Source organism: Hymenobacter nivis, from assembly GCF_003149515.1.
Taxonomy (GTDB): Bacteria; Bacteroidota; Bacteroidia; order Cytophagales; family Hymenobacteraceae; genus Hymenobacter; species Hymenobacter nivis.
The window spans coordinates 4,993,777-5,012,610 of sequence record NZ_CP029145.1; the positions used below are offsets into that span (position 1 = coordinate 4,993,777).

The window sequence follows — 18,834 nt, forward strand, 5'->3', positions numbered from 1 at the left end:
GCCATTTTGGCAAATATCCACACCTCGCCAAGCGAATGTGCCCCTGGGGCCCGGAAACGGGCCCTGAATTGTGGTAAATAATGGTAAATTGTGGTTGTTATTCAAAAGGCCGCCCGTACTTTTGTTTACTTCCCTTCCTTTTCCCTGGCTCCGCCATGCACCTGCTCTCCGGCGAATACGAATGCAAGCTCGACCCCAAGGGGCGGCTCGTGCTCCCGGCCAAGGTTAAGGGTAACCTGCCCGACGAGTCGGGCAATCAGCTGGTGCTCGTGCGCGGCTTCGAGCCTTGCCTGGTGCTATACCCGCGGGCCGCCTGGCGCGTCATCCACGACAAAGTGATGGCTCTCGACGAGTTTAACGAGGAATACCGGCAGTTTCAGCGCAATTTTTTCCGGGGCATGACGGAGGTGGAGCTGGACAGTATCAGCCGCTTTATGCTGCCGCGCACCATGCTGCGCTACGCCGGCATCGAGAAAGAAGCCATTGTGGTGGGCCTGGGCAACCGCTGCGAAATCTGGGACCCAGCTCGCTACGAGGAGTTCCTGATTAAAGACCAGCAGACCTTTAGCCAGCAGGCACAGAAATTTTTGGCCACCGACTCCACCTTGGCCGTTTGATGATGGAACCACGCCCCAACGATACCGCCTACCACCGCCCCGTGCTGCTGGCCGAATGCCTGGCCGGGCTCGACGTGCAGCCCGGCGGCCGCTACGTGGACGTGACGTTTGGCGGCGGCGGCCACTCGGCGCGCCTGCTCGAGCGCCTCACCACGGGCCACCTCTATAGCTTCGATCAAGATGCTGACGCTGAGGCCGAAGCCGCTCGCCTGGCCCGGCCGCAGTTCACTTTCGTGCGGGCTAACTTCCGCGACCTGGCCGCCGAGCTGCGCCGCCGTGACGCCCTGCCCGTGGACGGCCTGCTGGCCGACCTGGGCGTGAGCTCGCACCAGTTCGACACGCCGGAACGGGGCTTTTCCACCCGCTTCGACGGGCCCCTCGACATGCGCATGGACACCGACGGGGGCCCTACGGCCGCCGACGTGCTCAACGACTACAAGGAAGCCGACCTGCACCGCATCTTCGGCATGTACGGCGAAGTGACCAACGCCCGCACCCTGGCCGCCACCGTGGTGCAGGCCCGCCGCGGCCGCCCGTTGGCCACCATCCAGGAGCTGAAAACGGCCATTCAGAGCGTGATGCCGCGCGGCAAGGAGAACAAGTATTTAGCTCAGGTTTTCCAGGCTCTGCGCATCGAGGTGAACCAGGAAATGGACGCTTTGCAGGAAATGCTGCTGCAAACGGCCGACGTGCTGCGCCCCGGCGGCCGGCTGGTAGTGCTCAGCTACCACTCGCTGGAAGACCGGCTGGCCAAGAATTTTATCGGCAAGGGGAAGTTTTTTGGGGAGGTAGAAAAGGACTTTTTTGGCCATGAAACCAAGCCGTTCACCGCTCTCAACCGTCGCCCTGAAGAGGCCTCGGCTGAGGAAGTGGCCCTGAACAGCCGCGCCCGCAGTGCTAAATTGCGGGTTGCGGTGAGGAATTAAAAACGAAGAATTAAAAATGAGCCGTTCTCCTCAAGTCCCGGGGCCCCACCTCAACTTTCTCTAGGGCTCAAACGGCAATTAAACGCCGTTACCTCTTCATTATCAGTTTAAACCAAATTATTTTTAATTTTTAATTCATAATTTTTAATTCATAATTTTTAATTAAAATTTTGGCCGCCAATACCTACCGTCCCACCGATGCGCCGCGCCGCGCCAACGTGCCCCGGGCTCCCGAGCCGGTGCCCGGGCCCCCGCCCGTGCCGGTCGCCGTGGCGCCGGAGGCCGTGGCGCCGGAGGCCGTGGCGCCGGAGGCCGTGGTAGAGGCCCCGCGCCCACGCGCAGCGGCCCCCGAGCGCCCGGCCCGCCCTGCGCGTCCGCCCCGCCCGGAGCGCGTGCCCCGCACTTGGAGCCTGTTCTCGGTTTTTGACCGGATGACGAGCGTGGACGGGCTTTTCCGCGAGGGCCTGCCGGTGCGCTACCTGCCGCACCTGCTGTTCGTGATGTTTCTCACGCTGCTCTACATCGGCAACACGCACTACGGCAACCGCATGAGCCGCAACATCCAGCGCCTCAAGCAGGAAACCGAAGACCTGCGCGCTGACTATACTACCTTGAAATCGGACTACATGGAGGCCAGCAAGCAGAGCGAGGTGGCCCGCAAAGTGGCGGCCTTCGGGCTGGTCGAAAGCTCGTCGCCGCCCTTCCGCATCCAGGTGCCGGCCGGCCACCTCGACGCCGCCGCCCTGGAACTGATGCCCGTGCTGACGGCCGATACGCTGGCCGCTCGCGCCGGCCGCGACTCGCTGGCTGCCCAGCGCGCCGACGCCCTGGCGGGCCGCCGCAGCTACGCCAACGCCGGCATCGACGGCGAGCCCGAAATTGCCGCCGCCATTCCCGAAGATTCCCTCGCCGCTGTAGCGCCGGTGCTCGCACGCCGAACCGTTAAGGTGCTGATGGACAAGCCGAAGGCGAAAGTAGCGCGTAAGCCCGGCGATAAGAAATCAGTTAAAAAGAGTACAAAGAGTACAACTAAGTACAAGAAAGAAGCTGCTCGTACCCAATCTATTACCTTCCACCGTCGATGAAAGGCAGCGTAAAAAAGTCAATTGTGACGCGGGTACGGCTGGCCTTTTTGGGGGTGGCTGTCTTCTCGGGGCTCATCCTGTGGAAGGCTACGCGCATCCAGTTCCAGGAGGGCGCCAAATGGCGGGCCCTGGAGCAGGAGCGGCGCATCAGCTACCAGCCAGTGCCGGCCACGCGGGGTAATATTTTCTCCGATAACGAGAGTATTATGGCTACCTCGCTGCCCTTCTACCGGGTGGCCTGGGACCCAGGCGTGGTGGAAGAAGCGGTGTTTCAGGCCGGGGTCGATTCGCTGGCTTGGCAGTTGTCGCACTTCTTCGGCGACCGAACTAGGCAGGAGTATAAGCAGCGCCTAACCAATGCCCGCCGCGCTAAGGACCCGGCCCTGCGCTACATCCGCCTGAACTCGCGCCAAATTAACTTTCAGGAGAAAAAGCTGCTGGCCCAGTGGCCCATCTTCCGGGCAAAGCGTAACCGCGGCGGGGCCATTTTTGAGAAGGTCGACAAGCGGTTCCGGCCGTTTGGGGGCCTGGCGCAGCGCACCGTGGGCTTCGTGAACGAGCAGCAGCACGGCGCGGGCCTGGAATTCACCTTCGAGCCCAGCCTGGCGGGCAAGGCCGGCGAAGCCCTGTTTGAGCGGGTGCCGGGCGGCATTAAACCGCTTTATGACGGCACTGAAATCAAGCCCCAGCCGGGGTACGACATCAAAACCACGCTTGACATCAACTTGCAGGACGTGGCCGAAAACGCCCTCTACAAGTCGCTGGTGGACAATAACGCCCAGTACGGCTGCGTGATTCTGATGGAAGTGGCAACCGGCGAAATCAAGGCCGTGGCCAACCTGGGCCGCGCCGCCGACGATACCTATAAGGAAGACTACAACTACGCCTTTGCCGACCAGGGCCGCACCGAGCCGGGCTCGACCTTCAAGTTGGCCTCGATGATGGCCTTGATGGAGGCGTACCCCGACATCACGCTCGACGATGTGGTGGACACGGGCCCCGGGCGCATGGCCATCGGGGGGGCTGTGAAGACCGACTCGCACGCCAACGGCCGCATCACGGTGCAGCAGGTGTTCGAGAAATCGAGCAACATCGGGGTGGCGCGGCTGGTGCAGGAGCACTTCGCCGCCAACCCCGCGCAGTACACTGACTACCTCAAGAAATTCGGGCTCGATAAGCCGCTGGGCTTCCAGATGAATGGCGAGGCGCTGCCTTATGTGAAGGACCCCACTGACCGTAGCTGGAGCCGCACCTCGCTCTCAACCATGAGCATCGGCTACGAGTTGAAGCTGGCTCCGCTGCAAACGCTGGCTTTCTACAACGCCGTGGCCAACAACGGCGTGAAGGTGGCCCCCATGATTGTCAAGCAAATCAAGCAGGCCGACCAGGTAGTGCAGGAGTTTGCGCCCCGGGTGCTGATCCCCAAAATCTGCTCCGACAACACGCTGCGCAAGCTGAAGGCCATGCTGGAAGGCGTGGTGGCCGAGGGTACCGCCAGCCGGATTCGGCCCAAAGACTATACCATCGCCGGCAAAACGGGCACGGCCTGGAAGTTCAAAAACGGCCATTACACCAAAACGTACTCGACTAGCTTCTGCGGCTACTTTCCGGCCGACAAGCCCAAGTACAGCTGCATTGTGGTGATTGACTCGCCCAGCCGCGGCCGCGTGTACGGCGGCGATGTGGCCGCCCCGGTATTCCGCGAAGTGGCCGATAAGTGCATGGCCCGCGACCTGCTGAGCCAGCGCCCGCTGCTGGCCAAGGCCCGCCTGAACAAGAGCCGCGTGCCGCTGGTGCGCGCCGGTATGCAGGATGAGCTGGCCCTGGTTTGCCAGAAGCTGGGCCTGGCCGGCAATACCCAGGCCACCGGCGGCGAGGAGTGGGTGCGGGGCGCGTCCGACACGGCCTTCCACGCCCGCACCGTGGCCTTGGTGGTGAACCCCATGCGCGCCGGCCGCGTACCCAACGCTCGGGGCCTGAGCCTGCGCGATGCGCTGTTTCTGCTCGAAAACCGGGGCTTGCACGTGCGGGCCCTGGGTACAGGCCGCGTGCGCGCCCAGAGCCTGGCCGCCGGGGCCCCTTATAAGCGCGGCGACGCCATCACCCTCACGCTGGTGGAGACGGGGCCCCGCGACGATGCTCCTCGGGCCCTGCCCGCGCCCGAGCACACCGACCTGGCGGAGAATATCCTGCTGGTGCCCACGGAAGCCGAATCGGTGACCGCCAAAGCTTCGCCCAGCAAGGCCAAAGCCGCGGCTCCCAAAGGGGCCCCTGCCAAACCCAAGGCGGAGGCAAAAGCTAACGCCAAGGTGCCAACCAGAACCAATTCCGCCGCTAAGTCTAAGGCTGATAAAGCCAGGCCGAAATCTGATGCCAAAGCCAAACCGGCCAAAACCCGCCTGGCTACCGACAAGCCCCGCAAATCGGCGCGCAACGCCTGACCACCTTCCTCGCCTCCAAAGCCCCGCTGCCCCGCGGTTTTGCCCTTGATTTCTCTTCCGCTCTTTTCCTTGCTCGCCGACGTGGCCGTGCTCCAGCAGCAGGGCCCCGCCGACGTGCCCATCACCGGCCTCACCCTCGACTCGCGGGAGGCCGGGCCCGGGGTGGCGTTTTGCGCCCTGCGCGGCACGGCCACCGATGGCCACCAGTACATTGAAACCGCCGTGGCCCAGGGCGCGGCGGCCGTCATTTGCGAGGAGCTGCCGGCCGTGCTGCGCCCCGGCACCGCCTACGTGCGGGTGGCCGACAGCGCGGGGGCCCTGGGCCTGGTGGCGGCGGCCTTCCACGGGCACCCATCGCGCCAGCTGAAGCTGATTGGCGTGACGGGCACCAACGGTAAAACTACCTGCGCTACGCTGCTGCACAAGCTCTTGCGCGAGCTGGGCTATCACGCCGGCCTGCTGAGCACGGTGCAGAACCAGATTGATGAAACCGTCGTCCCCGCTACCCACACTACCCCCGACGCCATCCGGCTGAATGCGCTGCTGGCCCGCATGGTGGCCGCCGGCTGCACCCACGCCTGCATGGAGGTGAGCAGCCACGCTGTGGCCCAGCACCGCGTGACGGGCCTGCGCTTCGCGGGCGGCGTGTTCACCAACCTCACCCACGACCACCTCGACTACCACGGTACGTTCGACAATTACCTGAAGGCCAAGAAGGGCTTCTTCGACGCGCTGCCCAAAACGGCCTTTGCCCTCACCAACGCCGACGACAAGCGGGGCCCCGTGATGCTGCAAAACACCGCCGCCCGCCGCGAAACCTACTCGCTTCGCGGGGCGGCCACGTTCCGGGCGCGCCTCATTGCCAACGAGGTGCACGGCTTGTTCCTGGAAATTGACGGCCGTGAGGTGCAGTTCCGGCTCATCGGCGTGTTCAACGCCTACAATTTGCTGGCCGTGTACGGGGCCGCGGTGCTGCTGGGCGAAGACCCCACGGAGGTACTCACCATTCTCTCGGGCCTGACTACGGCCCCCGGCCGCTTCGAGCCGGTGGTGTCGCTCCGGCAGGGCATTACGGCCGTGGTAGACTACGCCCACACGCCCGACGCGCTGGAAAATGTGCTCCAGACCCTGCACCAAATCCGCCAGCCCCAGCAGCGCATTGTCACGGTGGTGGGCTGCGGCGGCAACCGAGACGCCGCCAAGCGCCCCGTGATGGCCGCCCTCGCCGCTCGTCTCTCCGACCATGTGGTGCTCACCTCCGACAACCCGCGCTTCGAGGACCCGCTCGAAATACTGGCCCAAATGCAGGCCGGCTTGCTGGCCCCCGATGCCGCCCGCGTGCGTACCCTGCCCGACCGCCGCGCCGCCATCCGCGCTGCCCTGGAGTGGGCGGGGCCCCACGACATTGTGCTGGTGGCGGGCAAGGGCCACGAAAACTACCAGGACGTGCAGGGCGTGAAAACGCACTTCGACGATAAGGAAGTCCTGCTCGAATTATTTGAAACTTTGAACAAGTAAAGCCGGGGGGCCCGCTCCGCTTTATTCGCCGTTGCCCATGCTCTATTACCTCTTCCGCTACCTCCACGAACATTTTCACGTGCCCGGCACCGGGGTGTTTCAGTACACCACGTTCCGGGCCGGCCTGGCGGTAGTGATTTCGCTGCTCATCGCCCAGTTTTTTGGCGGTCGCCTCATTCGATTGCTCCAGAAGAAGCAGGTGGGCGAAAGCATCCGCGACCTGGGTTTGCAGGGCCAGAATGAAAAAAAAGGCACCCCCACAATGGGCGGCCTCATCATTCTGTTAGCTATTCTGGTGCCGGTGCTGCTGCTGGCCCGGCTGCGCAACATCTATATTATCCTCATGCTGCTGAGCACGGTGTGGCTTGGGCTGATTGGCTTCCTCGACGACTACATCAAGGTTTTCCGCAAGAACAAGGAGGGCCTGAGCGGGCGCTTCAAGGTGCTGGGCCAGGTGGGGCTGGGCCTTACGGTGGGTTGGGTGCTGTTTTTCTCGAACGAGGTGACCGTGCGCCAGTACCTGCTGCCCAACGGGGCCCTGTCGGAAGTGGACGCCAGTAAGGTGTACCACGACGTGCACCTGATGATTACCACCGTGCCGTTCATGAAAAATAACGAGCTGAACTACGGCGACTTATTCGCTAACGCCGGCACGTTCTTCAACGGCCTGTATGCCATCTTCTACATCCCAATTGTCATCTTCCTGATAACGGCCGTCAGCAACGGGGCTAACATCACCGACGGCCTCGACGGGCTGGCGGCCGGCACGTCGGCCATCATCGGCATTACGTTGGCTATCTTCGCCTTTGTCAGCGGCAATGCCTTACTGGCTGATTATCTGGACGTCATGTTCATCCCGGATTCGGGCGAGCTGGTTATTTTCTGCACGGCGTTCGTGGGGGCCTGCATTGGATTTCTGTGGTACAATTCGTACCCCGCGCAGGTATTCATGGGCGATACCGGCTCGCTGGCCCTGGGCGGCATTATCGCCGTGCTGGCCCTCATCGTGCGCAAAGAGTTGCTAATCCCCATTCTTTGTGGCGTGTTTCTCATTGAAAACCTGTCGGTTATCCTCCAGGTCGGCTACTTTAAATATACCAAGCGCAAGTACGGCGAAGGCCGCCGCATCCTGCGCATGTCGCCGTTGCACCACCATTACCAGAAGCTGGGTTACCACGAGTCCAAAATCGTATCGCGGTTTTGGATTGTGGGTATTATGCTGGCCGTCATCACGTTGGTAACCCTCAAGCTGCGCTAATTATGAACATTGTCATCCTTGGCGCGGCCGAAAGTGGGGTAGGGGCAGCGTTGCTGGCGCAGGCCAAGGGCCACGCCGTATTCGTGTCGGACCGCGGCACCATTCAGGTCGGCTACCGCGAGAAGCTGGCCCGGGCCGGGATTGAGTTTGAGGAAAACCAGCACACGCTGGCGCGGGTTCTGGCCGCCGACGAGGTAATTAAAAGCCCCGGCATTCCCGAGAAAGCGCCGGTCATCCAGTCCCTGCGCGAGCAGAAAACACCGATTATCTCCGAGATAGAGTTCGCGGGCCGCTACACCAAGGCCAAGTGCATCTGCATTACCGGCACTAACGGCAAAACCACGACTACGCTGCTTACCTACCACCTGCTAAAGGAGGCAGGCCTGAAAGTGGGCCTGGGCGGTAACGTGGGCCGCAGCTTTGCCGAGCAGGTTATTGCTGATGAGTACGACTATTACGTGTTGGAAATTAGTAGCTTCCAGCTCGATGATACCCACGAGTTCCGGCCTTGGATTGCCGTGCTGCTCAACATCACCCCCGACCACCTCGACCGCTACAACTACTCGCTGAGCGAGTACGCCCACGCCAAGCTGCGCATCGCCCGCAAGCAAGACAGCAGCGGCTATTTTATTTACAACGCCGACGATGAGAACATCACGCGCTACTTCCAGGCCGCGCTGCGGCCGGTGATGAAAATGCCGTTTGGCCTGGAGCGCCGGCCCGACCTGCACCTGGCGGGCTACTACAAAGCGGCGACGCAGCTCTGCGTGGACCTGCTGCCCGGCTACTATAGCAAAACGGAAATAATCAGCACGGCGCAGTCGCCGCTCATCGGCCAGCACAACCGCCAGAACGTGCTGGCGGCCGTGCTGGCCGCGCGCGTGGCGGGCGTCGGCATCGCTCAGATCGAAGGGGCCCTGGCCACCTTCCGAAACGCCGACCACCGGTTGCAATCCCTGGGCGTAATTGCTGGCGTGGAGTACATTAACGACAGCAAAGCCACCAACGTGGAAGCCGCCTGGTACGCCCTTGGAGGCCTTAAATCCCAAATTGTGTGGATTGCCGGGGGCACCGACAAGGGTAATGATTACTCACCGCTCGTGGACCTGGCCCGCCAAAAAGTTAGGGCCCTTGTCTGCCTGGGGGTGGACAATGCCAAGCTGCGCGCCGCGTTTGAGGGCGTGGTACCGCACGTGGAGGAAACCCAAAGCATGGCCGATGCGGTGCGCCGCGCCGGGGCCCTGGCGCAACCCGGCGATGTGGTGCTGCTCTCGCCCTGCTGCGCCAGCTTCGATCTGTTCGAAAATTACGAAGACCGCGGCCGCCAGTTTGCCGCCGCCGTGCAGGAATTGCACTCGTCTGAATCTGCGTAAATCAATTATAATCTGCAAAATCTGCGATTTATGGAACCCACTTTCCGCCCCAACTGGCTCCAGCGCAACCTCAAGGGGGACCCCATTTTATGGGCCATTGTGCTGATTTTTTCCGTCATCAGCATCGCCGTGGTGTACTCGGCCACCGGCACGCTGGCCTACCGCAACGAGCTGCGCGGCCGGCCCGGCTCGGCGGAAATGATTGTGCTTAAGCACAGTGGGCTCATCTTCATGGGTTTGGCGCTAATGTGGCTGGCGCACCGCGTGGACTACCGGCACTACTCGCGGCTGTCACTCTACGCGCTGCTGATTTCGGTACCGCTGCTGCTGTTCACGTTTTTCGTGGGCGGCACCACCCTCAACGACGCCTCGCGCTGGCTCACCATCCCGGTCATCCACCTCACCTTTCAACCCTCCGACCTGGCCAAGCTGGCCCTGATTTCGCACCTGGCCAGCATGCTCAGCCGCCGCCAGCAGCACCTGCACGATTTCAAGTCCACGCTGCTGCCGGTGATGCTGTGGGTGGGCGTCATCTGCGGCCTCATCATCCTCAGTAACGCGTCCACGGCCCTGCTGCTGTTTGCTACTTGCATGCTGCTGATGTTCATCGGGCGCGTGCCGCTCAAGCAAATGGCCGTGATGGTGGCCATCGGCGTGGTGCTGGGCGGCGCGGGCCTGGCCGCTGGCCAGCGCCTGGGCACCGTGATGTCGCGCGTGTCGAGCTTCTCCGACCCCACCAAGAAGACGCCGTTCCAGCTGGAGCACAGCTACATCGCCATTGCCACCGGCGGCGTGGCCGGCAAGGGCCCCGGCAAAAGCACTGAGCGCAACATTCTGCCCCACCCGTATTCCGACTTCATTTTCGCCATCATCATCGAGGAATACGGCCTGCTGGGCGGGGCCGTGGTGCTGCTGCTATACTTAGCGCTGCTGTATCGGGGCCTGAAAACGGTGATGAATAGCTACGGCGCCTTTGGGGGCCTGCTCTCGGCGGGCCTCAGCTTCAGCCTGGTGCTGCAAGCGCTGGTGAATATGGGCGTGGCCGTGGGCCTGGGGCCCATCACGGGCCTGCCGCTGCCGCTGCTGAGCATGGGTGGTACCTCCCTGATTTTCACCGGTATTAGCATCGGCATCATCCTGGCCGTGAGCCGGGGCGAACCTGAAATTCGTCCCGTCGTGGGCTCCGATCCCGACGCGCCCCGCATCCCGCGCCAAAACCCGTCGTATACCTAATTCTGAATTGCTTCCAATAGCTGAGTATGGAGGCTTGAGGTTCGAAATTGAGAACGATTCAACGGTTGGAGCTTACTTATATGTTTATCGGAATGGGAGCACCTTGTTCGATTATCTTCAAAACACTGAACTAGATGCTAAAGATTTTGCGCTCGAGGAATTCGGCGTTCCATTGCATTTATGGCGATTAGAAGAATCAAATTTTGCGGCCGTGAATATGTCTAATCCACTTCGCGTCATCATCAGCGGCGGCGGCACCGGCGGGCACATTTTCCCGGCGGTGGCCATTGCCAACGAGCTGCGCCGCCGCCACCCCGACGCGGCCATCCTCTTCGTGGGCGCCAACGGCCGCATGGAAATGACGCGCGTGCCCGAGGCCGGCTACGACATTGTGGGCCTCGACATCAGCGGTTTGCAACGCCGCCTCACGCCCCAAAACCTGTTGTTTCCAGTGAAGGTATTCCGTTCGGTACGCCGGGCCGGCAAGCTCATTGAGGACTTCCTGCCCGACGCCGTGGTGGGCGTGGGCGGCTACGCTTCGGCACCGGTGCTGCTGGCCGCTGCCAGCCGCGCCATCCCGTCACTCATCCAGGAGCAAAACTCCTACGCGGGCCTGGTTAACAAGCTGTTGGGCCGTCGGGTGGCGTGCATTTGCGTGGCCTACGAGGGTATGGAGAAGTTCTTTCCCGCTGATAAGCTGGTGCTCACCGGCAACCCCGTGCGGGCCGAAATCGTGGGCGGCAACCGGGCTGAAGCCTTGGCTTTTTTCGGCCTCGACCCAGCCAAGAAAACGCTACTTGTGGTAGGTGGTAGCCTGGGGGCCCGTACCCTCAACCTGGCCACGGCCGCCGCCCTACCGCGCCTGCAAGCCGCCGGCGTGCAGCTGCTCTGGCAAACCGGCAAGCTCTACTACCCCGAGGCCAAGCAGCAGGCCGCCCCTTACGCCGCTGGCGGCCTGTACGCCTACGAGTTCATCCGGCGCATGGACCTGGCCTATGCCGCCGCCGACGTGGTGGTGAGCCGCGCCGGGGCCTTGTCGGTGAGCGAGTTGGCACTTACAGGCAAGGCCTGCATCCTGGTGCCATCGCCCAACGTGGCCGAAGACCACCAAACCAAAAACGCCCTGGCCCTAGTAGGTAAAGGCGCCGCCGTGCTCATTACCGACGCCCACGCCGCCGAGCGTCTCTACGACGAAGCCCTGCGCCTGCTGGCCGACGAGCCCCGCCAGCAGCAGCTGCAAGCGCGGGTACTTGAGCTGGCCCGACCCGATGCTACCACGGCCATTGTTGACGAATTATTGAAATTAATTAAAAATTAAAGCGGCTTAGTTTTAGCGAAACTTATTTTTTACCTCGCGGGACTTTGCGCGAAATTTATTAATTACCACTTGGACCAATTTCCGTACATCTTCTTTCTGGGCATCGGGGGCATTGGCATGTCGGCGCTGGCGCGGTGGTTTCGCGCCAACGGCCACCAAGTCAGCGGCTACGATAAAACCGCGACGCCGCTCACGCAAGCCCTGGAGGCCGAAGGAATTGCCGTGCACTACGCCGATGTAGTAGAGAATATTCCGGCGGCGGTGCGGGAAAATAAAGCGCAAACACTGGTCGTGCTCACGCCCGCCATTCCGGCCGACAGCCGCGAGTGGGCCTGGTTACGAGCCGAGGGCTACGATATCCGCAAGCGCAGCCAAGTGCTGGGCGTACTCACGCAGGGCCGGCGCACGATTGCGGTGGCCGGCACCCACGGCAAAACCACCACCAGCAGCATGGTGGCCCACCTGCTGCACCACGCCGGCCACGACGCTGGCGCCTTCCTGGGCGGTATCGCCGTGAACCTGGGCAGCAACCTGCTGCTGCCGCAGTCGCCCGGGGCCCCCGTGGTGGTGGAGGCCGACGAGTATGACCGCAGCTTCCTCACGCTGCGCCCCGACGTGGCCATCGTGACCAGCACCGACGCCGACCACCTCGATATTTACGGCACTCAAGGGGCCCTGATTGAATCGTTTCGGCAGTTCGTGGGGCAAATCAAGCCTGGCGGCACGCTGCTCGTCAACCACACGGCCGACCCTAGCGTGGCCGCGGCCGCGTCGGCCGGTACCCGCGTCATTCACTACGGCTTAGCAGCTGCACCGGGCCGTGAATTATTCGCCGCCCACGTGACAGCCCAAGGGCAAGAATTTTACTTCGACCTGCACGGGCCCCTGGGGCCCGTGCCCGGCCTGGCGCTGGCCGTGCCCGGCTTCCACAACGTGGAAAATATGCTGGCCGCCGCCGCCGTAGCGCAAATTGAAGGCCTGGACGCGGCGCAAATAACGGCCGCTGTGGCCGCCTACAGGGGCGTGAAGCGGCGGTTTGAATTTGTGGCGACGGGCCCCCAGGGGCAGGTTTATTTGGACGACTACGCCCACCACCCACGCGAAATTGAGGCGTTCTTGCGTTCGGTGCGGGCGCTGTACCCGGGGCGGCGGTTGCGGGTAGTGTTCCAACCCCACTTATTCACCCGCACCCGCGATTTTGCCGAAGGCTTTGCGCAGAGTTTAAGTATTGCAGATGAGGTAATTCTGTTGGATATTTACCCCGCCCGCGAGCTGCCGCTGCCCGGTGTCACGTCGGATATTATCTTGGCTGGCATTACCAGTCCGCTCAAATCCATTCAAACCAAGGCCCAGGTGCTGGCCGGGGCCCAAACCGACCCGCTCGAAGTGCTGGCCACGGTGGGCGCTGGCGACATTGATACCCTCGTGCCGGAATTAAAGTTGATTTTTACTGAGCGTTGGAAAAATTAATTAATTCAGCAGCGCTAAACGCTTGACTTGATAAAGTTAAAATTATCATCCAATTTTTAAATCCTGTGAAGCGTAATAATTAATTTATTCCTTCGATTTTTCGCCACTATTCATGCACCGCACCGTTCGGAATTTTTCAGTTGTTTTTGTCTGCCTCCTGGTGCTGGGCGGGTTGGGTGTGTTCGCGGCTGTGCGCCAGGCCCACCGGCCGGTAGGGGCCGTGGACGTGCGTATCGCCAACGAGTTTGATAACTACTTCATCAGCGAGCGGGGCGTGACGGCCCTGCTCACCAAGGGCGGGCAGGAGCCGGTGCTGGGCACCCGCCCCGAGGGCCCCCGGCTGCGCGAGCTGGAAGCCCGCCTCGCTGCCCACCCGTTCGTGCGCACCGCCCAGGTGTACCGCGACCTGTCCGGCGACCTGCACGCCGACGTGACCCAGAACCGCCCCATTGCCCGCCTCACGCACCCCGACGCCCGCCTCGATACCTACGTAGATGCCGCTGGCCAGCCGCTGCCGCTTTCGCCCCTCTATACGGCGCGAGTGGCCACGGTGGCCCGGCCGGGTGGGGCGGCCTTGCCGGCCGATTTTTTTCAGGACAGCACGGGGCAACGCTGCCTCGGGTTTCTCCGTTTCGTGGACGAACACCCCTTTTGGCGGGCGCAGGTAGCAGAGGTAATAATTGGGGCTGACGGCCGCTTATCTTTCACCCAACAGGTGGGTGACCAGCGCGTGGAATTCGGGCCCCCGGATAACATTCCCGAGAAATTCGCTAAGCTTATGGTATTTTACCGCCAAATTCCATCAGTCCTCGGTTGGGACACCTACCACCGCGTGAACGTGGAGTATCAGAATCAAATCATTTGCGAATAGTAATTCGCTGATATATACTTACATTGGGCGCAAGTCCAGTATTTTTTCTTCCCGCCCCCACTGCTTTCGCCAGGCACCTCTCTCATGCAACAGGATAAAATCGTCGTCGGGCTCGACATCGGCACCACAAAAATTTGCGCCCTGGTAGGCCGCAAAAACGAATTCGGTAAACTAGAAATTCTGGGCATGGGCAAGGCCGTGTCGGAAGGCGTTTCGCGGGGGATTGTGCTTAACATCGATAAGACGGTGGACGCCATTCGCCGGGCCATTCGGCAAGCCGAGGAGCAGTCGGGCATCAGCATCGGCGTGGTGAACGTGGGCATTGCCGGGCAGCACATCAAAAGCCTGCGCCACAACGGCAGCATCACGCGCAACTCGGCCGATACCATCGGCCCCGACGATGTGAACCGCCTCACCCAGGATATGTACCGGCTCGTGACGCAGCCTGGCTCGCAAATCATCCACGTAATGCCCCAGGATTACAAGGTGGATTACGAGGAGGGTATTGTGGACCCGGTGGGCTACGAGGGCGTGCGGTTGGAGGGCAACTTCCACATTATCACGGCCCAGAGCACGGCCATCAACAACATTAACAAGTGCGTAACCAAGGCGGGGCTGGAAATCGCCGACCTCATCCTGGAGCCACTGGCCAGCGCCATGTCTATTCTCTCGGAAGAGGAAAAGGAAGCAGGCGTGGCCCTGATTGACATCGGGGGCGGCACCACCGACCTGGCCATTTTTAAGGATGGTATTATCCGCCACGCGGCGGTGCTGCCGTTCGGGGGCAATATTATCACCCAGGATATCAAACAGGGTTGCAACGTGGCCCCCGGCCAAGCCGAGCAGCTAAAGGTGAAGTTCGGCAAAGCTATTGCCGAGGAAGCCAGCGACCATGAAATCGTGAGCATCCCCGGCCTGCCCAACCGCCCGCCCAAGGAGGTTTCGCTGAAAAACCTGGCTTACATCATCGAGGCCCGGATGTCGGAAATTATGGAGCTGGTATACGCCGAGATTTACCGCATGGGCCTGCACGACCAGCTTTCGGCTGGCATCGTGCTCACCGGCGGCGGCTCGCAACTGCAAAATTTGGAGCAGCTGACGGAATACATCACTGGCTTGGATACTCGCATTGGCTACCCCAACCAGCACTTGGGCAAGAGCCGTATCGAGGCTGTAAAATCGCCGATGTACGCCACCACCGTGGGCCTCGTGCTTTCGGGCTACCAAGGCCTGGAAGAGCGCAGCCCCCGCTCGTTATTCGACGGAGAGCCTAGCGCCTACGTAGTGTCGCCCGCCGCGATGCCCGCCGCCCCGGCGCCACAGGTAGTTTTGCCGGCGCGCCCGGTGGCGGCCCCCGCTCCGGCTCCCGAGCCCAAAAAAGAGCCCAAGCAGCCCAGCCGCGCCGCTGGTTTCTTCAAGGATATTCTCAGCCGCACTAAAGGGCTGCTGATTGACGACTACGACGATAAATCTTACTAAATCATTTAACAATTATCATTTATCATTTAACAACTGACATTTTTATTTATGGGCCCCCACGGGCATCCACGAGCGAAAATGTTAAATGTTAACTGCTAAATGTTAAATGAATTCATATGAATTACAAATTTGATATTCCCGCTCAGACCAAATCCATCATTAAAGTGATTGGGGTGGGCGGCGGTGGCTCCAACGCCGTGAAGCACATGCACAAGCAGGGCATCAAGGACGTGGAGTTCATCATTTGCAACACCGACCAGCAGGCCCTGCAAAGCTCGACGGTGCCCAACAAGCTCCAGATTGGGGTGGACCTGACCGAAGGCCTCGGCGCCGGGGCTAAGCCCGAGCGTGGCCGCCAAGCCGCGCTGGAAAGCAAAGAGCAAATCCGCGAGCTGCTGAACCAGGGCACCAAAATGCTCTTTATCACGGCGGGCATGGGCGGTGGCACCGGTACCGGGGCGGCCCCGGTTATTGCGCAAGTGGCGCAGGAGCTGGGTATTCTGACGGTGGGTATTGTGACGGCGCCCTTCCTATTTGAAGGCAAGAAGAAGCGGTTGCAGGCCGAGGAAGGCATTAAGGAGCTGAGCGCGCACTGTGACACAGTGTTGGTAATTCTCAACGACAAGCTGCCTCAGATTTACGGCAACCTGACGATGAGCGCGGCCTTTGCTAAGGCCGATACGGTGCTTACCACAGCCGCCAAGTCGATTGCCGAAATCATTACGGTGACGAGCGATGTGAACGTGGACTTTGAGGACGTGAAAACGACCATGAAGCAGTCGGGCGCTGCCGTGATGGGCAGCAGCATCACCGACGGCGAAAACCGCGCCCGCCGTGCCGCGGAAGAGGCCCTGAACTCGCCGCTGCTCAATAACACCGACATTCACGGGGCCCAGAAAATCCTGCTCTCCATCATGTCGGGTACCGAGCACGAGCTGGAAATGGACGAGCTGACGGAAATCACCGAGTACATCCAGGACAAGGCTGGGCAGGACGCGGAGATGATTTTCGGCCACGGCGTGGACGAAACGCTGGGCCAGAGCATCCGGGTGACGGTAATTGCTACGGGTTTTGCCCGCGAGGCGCACACCATCACTACGCCGGGCCAGCGCTCCGCTGCTGAGGCCACCCCCGAACCAGCCGCGCGCCAGCCCACGCCGCCTGCTAATGCAGCTGGCGCCCCCGCCGCACCCTTCGTACCGAGCTTCGGACCACCCCCGGCCGAGCCGGCCCGCGTGCATCTCACCTTGGATGGCCCTGGCCTGCCGGGCAATACTCCGCCGCTAACGGGCCAGCCTATCACGGGCCCTGGCGAGCCAGTGCTATTGCCGGCCAATACGACCACGGCGCCGGCCCGCCCCCGCCCCATGGATGCTCAGGCCGAAGAGCGCCGACGCCGCATGCAGGAGCTGAGCCACGGCTTGCCGCCCGACGCCGTGACTCAGTATGAGGCCCCGGCCTACTTGCGCCGCCAGGTGAAACTAGAAACTGTGGTGCCTAGCTCGGAGCAAAATATTTCCCGCTTCAACCTATCGGATGACAACGAATTGCTTGGCGATAATCGTTTCTTGCACGACAATGTGGATTAACACGTTGCTTTGCATTTGCAAATGGAGAAGCCCGCCCCGAAAACATTCGTGGTGGGCTTCTCCATTTGCAGTGTCATTTGTTTGTAGTGACTATGCAAAGTCCCTACGGCCAATAAAGGGCCTTGTTTGCACGCTGCAAAGCTAAAACGCCAGCAGCGCCGCCGCTTGCTCGCGCAACAACTCCGTCAGTAGCGGGGTGGTCAATTGGCCTTCGGCGGTTAATTCTTTGTCGATAAAGGGAAGGCGTACGCGCTGAGGTAACACGGCTGAGTTCAGGTACATCAGCACGTCGGTGAGGTGACTTAGCGCCAGGCTGCCACCTTGGCTACCAACACCCAGGCCTACAAGGGCGGTCTTCTTGCCGCGCAGGCCACCGCGGTAGGGGAGGCCGTCGATGAACAACTTCAGGGCCCCGGGAAATGAGCAATTGTATTCGGGTACGAAGAAAACTACTTTGTCGCTGGCGTCGAGACTGGTAGCGAGGCGGTTGAAGGCTTCGTGCTTGCCAGCGTTGTGGTACAGGGTACTTTCTAGGGCGTCGGCGGGCAAGTTGGCCAAGTCCAGGAATTGGGTTTTGGCGCCCAGCGTGTCCAGTAGGGAGGCGTAGAGGCTCGCCACGCGGCGGGCACGAGAGTTGGGGCGGTTGGTGCCGATAATCAGGGTAATCAAAGCAGAAGCGGGTTATAAAGCAAAGGTCAACGTCTAAACCGTTCCTGCGGCCGTTGGTTGCGCTGCCGTGGCCAATAGGATGTCAGGGCATCGGAAGTAGGACAAAATAAAAAACCAACTACAAAAAAGGCGCTGCGACCATGCCGCTGCGCCTTTTTTGTAGTTGGTAGAAGCTTTTACACCAAGTTGTTCGACGTGGCTTTGGCGGTCAAAAACTCGCGGTTCAGAATGGCAATGTTTTCCAGCGAAATGCCCACCGGACATTCGGCGGCACAAGAGCCGATGTTGGAGCAAGCCCCAAAACCTTCGATGTCCATCTGCGCCACCATGTTTTCAACGCGGGTTTTACGTTCCACGTCGCCTTGGGGCAGCAAAGCCAATTGCGATACTTTGGCCGATACGAACAGCATGGCCGAGGCATTCTTGCAGGCCGCCACGCACGCGCCGCACCCGATGCAAGTGGCCGCTTCAAAGGCACGGTCTGCAATGTCTTTCGGAATCGGAATCTCGTTGCCGTCGGGAGCCCCGCCGGTGTTCACGCTTACGTAGCCACCCGCTTGAATGATGCGGTCAAAGGCCGAGCGGTCTACACTCAGGTCTTTATTGATTGGGAAGGAGTTAGCGCGCCAGGGTTCAATGGTAATGGTATCACCGTCCGAGAACTTGCGCATGTGAAGCTGGCACGTAGTGGTGCCTTTCTCCGGGCCGTGCGAGCGGCCGTTAATGAACAAGTCGCACGAGCCACAAATGCCTTCGCGGCAGTCGTGGTCGAAGGCTACCGGGTCTTCGCCCTTGTGCAGCAAGTCCTCGTTTAGCACATCGAGCATTTCCAGGAAAGACATTTCGGGTGAAATGTCTTTCACTTGGTACTCTACAATCTTTCCCTGCGCTTGGCGGTTAGGCTGCCGCCACACGTTCAGGGTCAGGTTCATCGGTTTAGCGTTGGGGTTGGAGCCGGCCATTTCTTAATTTCACTTTTGTCATCCT

The 18,834-nt window shown here is 61.1% G+C and carries 15 protein-coding genes; 13 read left to right on the top strand and 2 right to left on the bottom strand.

The window, feature by feature from the left end; genetic code table 11:
* Positions 1 to 155 precede the first annotated feature (155 nt).
* The 13 genes from mraZ to ftsZ all read left to right on the top strand — a co-directional run bounded on the left by mraZ (position 156) and on the right by ftsZ (position 17,178).
* On the top strand, positions 156 to 617 hold the full coding sequence (gene mraZ, locus DDQ68_RS22130; RefSeq protein ID WP_109658243.1) for a division/cell wall cluster transcriptional repressor MraZ: 462 nt from the start codon (positions 156 to 158) through the stop codon (positions 615 to 617).
* Complete coding sequence (rsmH, locus tag DDQ68_RS22135) at positions 617 to 1,543, top strand: 16S rRNA (cytosine(1402)-N(4))-methyltransferase RsmH (protein ID WP_245897200.1); 927 nt, start codon at positions 617 to 619, stop codon at positions 1,541 to 1,543. The genes mraZ and rsmH overlap by 1 nt, the downstream gene beginning before the upstream one ends.
* A 170-nt stretch (positions 1,544 to 1,713) precedes the next feature.
* Positions 1,714 to 2,628, top strand: coding sequence for an FtsL-like putative cell division protein (locus DDQ68_RS23600; protein WP_211320200.1), 915 nt, complete (start codon positions 1,714 to 1,716; stop codon positions 2,626 to 2,628).
* Positions 2,625 to 5,069 carry a PASTA domain-containing penicillin-binding protein gene (locus DDQ68_RS22145; protein WP_109658245.1) on the top strand — a complete coding sequence of 815 codons (2,445 nt, stop codon included), beginning with the start codon at positions 2,625 to 2,627 and terminating at the stop codon, positions 5,067 to 5,069. Before DDQ68_RS23600 ends, DDQ68_RS22145 begins: the two co-directional genes overlap by 4 nt.
* A gap of 69 nt (positions 5,070 to 5,138) precedes the next feature.
* Complete coding sequence (locus DDQ68_RS22150; RefSeq protein ID WP_245897202.1) at positions 5,139 to 6,587, top strand: UDP-N-acetylmuramoyl-L-alanyl-D-glutamate--2,6-diaminopimelate ligase; 1,449 nt, start codon at positions 5,139 to 5,141, stop codon at positions 6,585 to 6,587.
* A gap of 37 nt (positions 6,588 to 6,624) precedes the next feature.
* Positions 6,625 to 7,845 carry a phospho-N-acetylmuramoyl-pentapeptide-transferase gene (mraY, locus tag DDQ68_RS22155; protein WP_109658246.1) on the top strand — a complete coding sequence of 407 codons (1,221 nt, stop codon included), beginning with the start codon at positions 6,625 to 6,627 and terminating at the stop codon, positions 7,843 to 7,845.
* 2 nt (positions 7,846 to 7,847) lie between these two features.
* Positions 7,848 to 9,218: a UDP-N-acetylmuramoyl-L-alanine--D-glutamate ligase gene (gene murD / locus DDQ68_RS22160; protein WP_109658247.1), complete on the top strand. Its 1,371-nt coding sequence runs from the start codon at positions 7,848 to 7,850 to the stop codon at positions 9,216 to 9,218.
* A 30-nt stretch (positions 9,219 to 9,248) separates the two neighbouring features.
* Positions 9,249 to 10,451: an FtsW/RodA/SpoVE family cell cycle protein gene (locus DDQ68_RS22165; RefSeq protein ID WP_109658248.1), complete on the top strand. Its 1,203-nt coding sequence runs from the start codon at positions 9,249 to 9,251 to the stop codon at positions 10,449 to 10,451.
* Positions 10,452 to 10,668: 217 nt separating this feature from the next.
* Positions 10,669 to 11,769, top strand: coding sequence for an undecaprenyldiphospho-muramoylpentapeptide beta-N-acetylglucosaminyltransferase (murG, locus tag DDQ68_RS22170; RefSeq protein ID WP_109658249.1), 1,101 nt, complete (start codon positions 10,669 to 10,671; stop codon positions 11,767 to 11,769).
* Positions 11,770 to 11,886: 117 nt separating this feature from the next.
* The gene (gene murC / locus DDQ68_RS22175; RefSeq protein WP_245897464.1) at positions 11,887 to 13,239 is read left to right on the top strand and encodes a UDP-N-acetylmuramate--L-alanine ligase; all 1,353 of its coding nucleotides are present in this window, start codon (positions 11,887 to 11,889) and stop codon (positions 13,237 to 13,239) included.
* A gap of 112 nt (positions 13,240 to 13,351) precedes the next feature.
* Positions 13,352 to 14,110, top strand: a complete 759-nt coding sequence (locus tag DDQ68_RS22180) for a cell division protein FtsQ/DivIB (protein WP_109658251.1) — start codon at positions 13,352 to 13,354, stop codon at positions 14,108 to 14,110.
* A gap of 84 nt (positions 14,111 to 14,194) precedes the next feature.
* Complete coding sequence (gene ftsA / locus DDQ68_RS22185) at positions 14,195 to 15,589, top strand: cell division protein FtsA (protein ID WP_109658252.1); 1,395 nt, start codon at positions 14,195 to 14,197, stop codon at positions 15,587 to 15,589.
* A gap of 116 nt (positions 15,590 to 15,705) precedes the next feature.
* The gene (ftsZ, locus tag DDQ68_RS22190; protein WP_109658253.1) at positions 15,706 to 17,178 is read left to right on the top strand and encodes a cell division protein FtsZ; all 1,473 of its coding nucleotides are present in this window, start codon (positions 15,706 to 15,708) and stop codon (positions 17,176 to 17,178) included.
* Positions 17,179 to 17,319: 141 nt separating this feature from the next.
* On the opposite strand, the gene DDQ68_RS22195 is transcribed toward ftsZ, so the two are convergent.
* Both DDQ68_RS22195 and DDQ68_RS22200 read right to left on the bottom strand, forming a co-directional pair.
* On the bottom strand, positions 17,320 to 17,847 hold the full coding sequence (locus DDQ68_RS22195; protein WP_109658254.1) for an NADPH-dependent FMN reductase: 528 nt from the start codon (positions 17,845 to 17,847) through the stop codon (positions 17,320 to 17,322).
* 176 nt (positions 17,848 to 18,023) lie between these two features.
* A complete protein-coding gene (locus DDQ68_RS22200; RefSeq protein ID WP_109658572.1) occupies positions 18,024 to 18,779 on the bottom strand; it encodes a succinate dehydrogenase/fumarate reductase iron-sulfur subunit in 756 nt (251 codons plus the stop codon).
* Positions 18,780 to 18,834: the final 55 nt, after the last annotated feature.